Source organism: Streptomyces sp. CRN 30 (assembly GCF_034105845.1).
The window spans coordinates 1-5,622 of the sequence record NZ_JAVRHI010000025.1 but is presented as its reverse complement, the minus strand read 5'-3'; the positions used below and the strand labels follow the sequence as shown (position 1 = coordinate 5,622).

Here is a 5,622-nt window from a genome sequence, read left to right as displayed (position 1 = left end):
GCCCACGGCACGGGCGGCCGGCACCGGACCGGCCCCCGCCGCGATGCAGGCCGCCAGCAGGTCGGCCGCGAGGGGGAGCTGCCGTGCGGCCGACGCTCCGTCGTCCCGCGCGGTCGCGTCCGTCGCAGGCCGCCGCCGGTGCCACCACCGCAGCCCGGCCGCGACGACCGCGCCCGCCAGGACCCCGGTGACGCCGCCGATCAGCGCCCAGCCCGCCCCTACAGTGCCCACCAGGGGGAGCCACGCGCGTGCGGTGCGGCGTATGTCGACCCGCGGGGGCACACGTAGGGGCTCACGCGCCCGCTCGGGAAGCATCAGCGCGGTGCGCCGGTGCCGTGCTCGCCGCTCGCGCCGCGCCACGTACGCCCACCGTGCCGACCATCCGGCCAGCAGCAGCGTCCCCACGGTCGCCCCCAGCCTGTGGACAAGTTCCCCGTTCATGTCTCTGCCTCCGCCCGCCGCACGATCTCTGCCACCCACCACATCCCCAGTCCCTCCAGCGCTCCGCCGACGAGCAGGCAGCCCAGCCCAGCCCCGCTGTGCAGCAGGACACGTAACGGGTCGGCGCCCATGGCCACGCCGAACAGCAGGCCCACGACGGGGAGACCGGCCAGCATCACGGCCGTCGCACGGGCCCCCGCCAACTGGGCGCGCAGGTCGGCCCGCCGGTCCCGCTCGGCCCGCAACGCACCCGCCAACCGGTCCAGTCCCGCCGCGAGACCCGCGCCCTGGTCGACGGCCACCCGCCAGCACGCGGCCAGGCCCCGCAATCCTTCGGCACCCGGCTGCCGTGCCGCCGTCGCGAGCGCGTCCGGGACGTCCCCGCCGAACCGCGCCGCCGCCAGCACGGCCGAGAGCGGGGACACCGGCGGCACCGGGGACACCAGCGACACCGGCGACACACCCTGCGGTCCCCTCCCCGGCCACGCGGTCCGCACAGGCCGCACAGGCCGCACAGGCCGCACAGGCCGCACCGACGGCCCTTCGGCGAGTACTTCGCTCTCCCGAGCCGCCCACAGCAACGCCTCGCCCGGTTGCCGCCCCGCCCGTACTTCCCCGGCGAGAGACGCGCACAGCGCGATCACCGCGTCCTGGCGCCGCTCCCGGTCCCGCCGTGCCCGACCGGCCAGCCGGGCACCGCGCAGCACCGGAACTCCGACCGCTGCCGGCACGAGCGGCACCACCGACGCACCCAGCACGGCGAGCACCAGCCCGGCCACCGGCAACCACCACTCGACGCCCGGCCGCTCAACTCCACGCCACCTGACGCCACGCCACCCGACGCCACGCCCCCCGACCCCCAACCGCCCCAGCGGCGGCCACCGCAGCCGACGCGGGACTCGCGCCGACCAGGGGTCCACGTCCGGCACTCCGCACCGTCCCGGCGTCCCGTCCCCGTGGCCCCCTGCTCCGGTGCCCGCAAGCAACAGCCGCGCCCGCCGCGCACCGCCGTACCGCTCGCTCGCCAGCCATCCCGCGACCCCGCAGCACACCAGCCCCGCAGCCGTCACCACCTCACCCATCCCGCTCATTTCCCCTCATCCCACTTATCTCCACGGCCCCAGGCAGCCCCGTCATCCCCGTCGCCCGCGCCCGGTCCCGGTCCCGGCCCTCGGTCGGTGTCGTCCTCCGCGCCGCCCGCCGCCAGCAGTTCCTCCAGCCGCTCCCACCCCCGCTCCCGCACGAACGCCTCCGTCCCCCACCTCAGTGCGGGCACCGTCCGCACCAGGCCGGACGGGTCCCTCTCCAGCACCCGCACCTCCGCGATACGCCGCCGCCCGGTCCGGTCGCGCACGAGGTGCAGGACCACCGACAGGGCCGCGGCCAGTTGGCTGTGGAGTGCGGCCCGGTCGAGCCCGGCGGCCGTGCCGAGCGCCTCCAGACGGGCCGGGACATCCGCCGCGGCGTTGGCATGGACCGTGCCGCAACCGCCCTCGTGGCCGGTGTTGAGAGCCGCCAGGAGATGCACCACCTCCGGCCCGCGCACCTCCCCCACGACCAGCCGGTCCGGCCGTATCCGCAGCGCCTGGCGCACCAGGTCCTCCAGGGTCACCAGACCCGCGCCCTCCTGGTTGGCCGGCCGGGCCTCCAGGCGGACGACGTGCGGGTGGTCCGGGCGCAGTTCCGCCGAGTCCTCGGCGAGCACGATCCGCTCACCGGTGCCGACGAGCCCGAGCAAGGCGCTCAGCAGCGTCGTCTTGCCGCTGCCCGTACCGCCGCTGACGAGAAACGACAGCCGGGCCCGCACCAGCGCCCGCAGCACCCGGTCCCCGCCCGGCGGCACGGTGCCCGCCGCGACCAGTTCGTCCAGCGTGAACGCCCGCGGCCGTACCACCCGCAGTGACAGACAGGCGCAGCCGACGGCCACCGGGGGGAGCACCGCGTGCAGCCGGGTGCCGTCGGGCAGCCGCGCGTCCACCCACGGCCGGGCGTCGTCGAGCCGGCGTCCGGCGACGGCGGCGAGCCGTTGCGCGAGCCGCCGTACCGCTCCGGCGTCCGTGAAGGACACGGGCGTCAGTTCCAGTCCGCCGCCCCGGTCCACCCAGACCCGGTCGGGGGCCGACACCAGTACGTCGGTCACCGCCGGGTCGGCGAGCAGCGGCTCCAGCGGTCCGCTGCCGACCAGTTCGGACCGCAGCCGTTCGGCGGTGCCGAGCACCTCGGCGTCGCCGAGCACGCGTCCGTGCTCGCGCAGGGCCCGTGCGACCTGGGCGGGCGTCGGATCCGCCCCGCTCTCGGCGAGCCGTCGCCGTACTCCGTCGAGCAGCCCCGCCGGCATCCCCGGGTCCCACTCACCGACGGCCGACGCACCGCGCGGTGCCACCTCTTCCCTGCCGCCACCGCCGTGGGGAGTCCTATCGCCGTGGAGAGCCCCATTACCGTGGGAAGCCCCACCACCGTGGAGAGCCCCACCACCGTGGGAAGCAGTGCCACCGCGGGAAGCAGTGCCACCGCGGGAAGCCCTCATCCGCTCCCCACCTCCGCCAGCGCCCCCTCCCAGAAGTGGCGGCCGAACCGCGCCAGCGGTCCCCTGGCCGCGGCTCCGGGCGGTTCCCTGTCCTCGGTCGCGCGCAGCAGGCCGGGTTCGGCGGGGACCTCGCCGACCAAGGGCAGGCCGAGCAAGCGGGCCACTTCGCGATCGTCGAGTCCCGGCGCGTACGGCCCGCGTACCGCCACCCTGAGGTCGCGCAGGACCAGCCCGACGGCGGCGGCGACCCGGCTCGCCGCGGCCACCGCCCGCAGTTCGGCGGGCACGACCAGCACCCCGAGATCCAGTTGGGCAAGGATCTCGGCCACCCCCTCGTCGACCCGGCGGGGCAGGTCGACGACGACCGCTCCGCCCCGCCGCCGGGCCGCGGCGAGCACCGCGCGGACGGCCTGCGGCGGTACTGCGACACAGTCGCCGCGGTCCCAGCTGAGGACCCGCAGCGAGTGCAGCGCGGGCAGCGACTCCTCCAGGGCGCCGCCGCCCACCCGGCCGCGCGACGCGGCGAACGCGGGCCAGCGCAGTCCCTCCGTCGTCTCGCCGCCGAGCAGTACGTCCAGTCCGCCGCCGAGCGGATCGGCGTCCACCAGCAGGGTCCGCAGTCCCTCCCGCGCGGCGGTGACGGCGAGCGCGCAGGCCAGGGTGGAGGCACCGGCGCCGCCCCGGCCGCCGATGACGCCCACCGTGAGCGCGGGCCGGCCGACACCCTCGACGACGTCGGCGATGCGGTCGACCAGCCACTGCTCGCCGTCGGGCAGCATCAGGACGTGGTCGGCGCCGATCTCGACGGCGCTCTGCCACACACCCGGGTCGTCCTGGTCCCGGCCGACCAGCACCACTCCGCGACGGCGCGGAGTGCCCCGTACCCGCCGCGCGGCGTCGTCACCCACCAGGATCAGCGGTGCGCTCTCCCAGCCGCCGCGCCGCTCGGGCACCGTGGGGTGCACCTCGGGTGTGGCGCCCGCCGCCGCGCACAGGCGCAGCAGGTCGTCGAGGAGAGCGGGATCCTCGGTGAGGATCAGTGGTCCCCCTGGTGGCCCTCCGCTCGCGGACGGCGGTTCGTGCACGACCCTCGCGGTCATGGTGTGTCCCCCTTCGCGGTGTCTCGCGCGCCCTTCGGAGCCCGCGATTCCCTTACGTGTGAAGAACCGGCAACCGGCCTTCATATGAGTGGCCGACGAAAACCGGCCGTGCAGGCGCCCGACAAACGGAAGCGGCCGGAACTCGGCCGCGAGCGGGACGCGTTGGAATCACGGTGCAGCGAACCGGGAAATCGTGTGGATCTTGGTCGATAACTGTGGACAACTCGACGATTGTGAATATCGACGTCACCCATACCGGTGAGGCCCGCGCACTCGCCGTACGGCTTCCCCAGGGCAGTCGGAGGCGCGCGCGGGGGCGGTCCGACGCCCTCCGCAGAGCAGCCCGACGGCTACTGAAAGTGACGAGCAGTGATCAAGCGGTAGGGGCGGGGAAGATCGGAGGAAGACAGTCGCCGGGAGACGCGACACCGGCGAAAACCCACCCGGACATGCGACGACCCCCGCCGGGGGGGAGAGCGGGGGTCGTCTCCACGGCCGACTCGGGGGGGGAGGAGTCGGACCGGGTTAGCACGGTCGCGAACGATCCGTGACTTCCATGGTGTACCCGAGAGCCTTCTCAGGCAAACCCACACGCCCCACCTTACGCCGAATGGGCTGCGCCTATGCTCGGGGTCGTGGAAAACCACTCCTTGCCCCGTACCGCGGCCTTCTTTGACCTGGACAAGACGGTCATTGCGAAGTCGAGCACGCTGACGTTCAGCAAGTCGTTCTACCAAGGCGGCCTGATCAACCGCAGGGCTGTCATGCGTACCGCATATGCCCAGTTCGTCTTCCTCGCGGGCGGCGCGGACCACGACCAGATGGAGCGGATGCGTAACTACCTGTCCGCGCTCTGCCGCGGCTGGAACGTACAGCTGGTCAAGGAGCTCGTCGCCGAGACGCTGCACGACCTGATCGACCCGATCATCTACGACGAGGCCGCGTCACTGATCGAGGAGCACCACACCGCCGGCCGCGACGTGGTCATCGTCTCCACCTCGGGCGCGGAGGTCGTCGAGCCGATCGGCGCGCTCCTCGGCGCCGACCGCGTGGTGGCCACACGCATGGTGGTCGGCGACGACGGCTGCTTCACGGGGGAGGTGGAGTACTACGCGTACGGCCCGACGAAGGCGGAGGCGATCCGGGAGCTGGCGGCCGACGAGGGGTACGACCTGGCCCGCTGCTACGCCTACAGCGATTCGGCCACCGACCTGCCGATGCTGGAGGCGGTCGGCCGGCCGCACGCGGTCAACCCGGACCGCGCGCTGCGCCGCGAGGCACTCGCGCGTGAGTGGCCGATCCTCGACTTCCACCGGCCGGTCCGGCTGAAGCAGCGCATCCCCGGCTTCTCGGTGCCGCCCCGTCCGGCGCTGGTCGCGGCCGCCGCGATAGGGGCCGCGGCGGCCACCGCGGGGCTCGTCTGGTACGCGAACCGTCGCCGCGCGGCGCTCACCTGACCCGACGCGACACCGCGCGGCATCGCACAGCCACGCACCCCGGCACCCCGGCACCCCGGCACCCCCGCCCCCCCGCCCCCCCCCCCCCCCGCCCCCC

The 5,622-nt window shown here is 74.9% G+C and carries 4 protein-coding genes and 1 pseudogene; 1 reads left to right on the top strand and 4 read right to left on the bottom strand.

Features of this window, described 5'->3' with window-relative positions; genetic code table 11:
- The 4 genes and pseudogenes from UW392_RS03025 to ssd form a co-directional block, all read right to left on the bottom strand.
- A pseudogene (locus UW392_RS03025) lies at positions 1-441 on the bottom strand (hypothetical protein); the annotation flags it as partial.
- Positions 438-1,532 (bottom strand): type II secretion system F family protein, encoded by a 1,095-nt coding sequence (locus tag UW392_RS03020; RefSeq protein WP_414495482.1) that lies wholly within the window; start codon positions 1,530-1,532, stop codon positions 438-440. The gene UW392_RS03020 and the pseudogene UW392_RS03025, both read right to left, overlap by 4 nt.
- Positions 1,529-2,779 carry a TadA family conjugal transfer-associated ATPase gene (locus UW392_RS03015; protein WP_320773261.1) on the bottom strand — a complete coding sequence of 417 codons (1,251 nt, stop codon included), beginning with the start codon at positions 2,777-2,779 and terminating at the stop codon, positions 1,529-1,531. Before UW392_RS03015 ends, UW392_RS03020 begins: the two co-directional genes overlap by 4 nt.
- 185 nt (positions 2,780-2,964) lie before the next feature.
- A complete protein-coding gene (gene ssd, locus UW392_RS03010; protein ID WP_320773260.1) occupies positions 2,965-4,068 on the bottom strand; it encodes a septum site-determining protein Ssd in 1,104 nt (367 codons plus the stop codon).
- Between the two features lie 623 nt (positions 4,069-4,691).
- Here ssd and UW392_RS03005 point away from each other — a divergent pair.
- Positions 4,692-5,525: an HAD family hydrolase gene (locus tag UW392_RS03005; RefSeq protein WP_320773259.1), complete on the top strand. Its 834-nt coding sequence runs from the start codon at positions 4,692-4,694 to the stop codon at positions 5,523-5,525.
- The last annotated feature ends 97 nt before the right edge of the window (positions 5,526-5,622 follow it).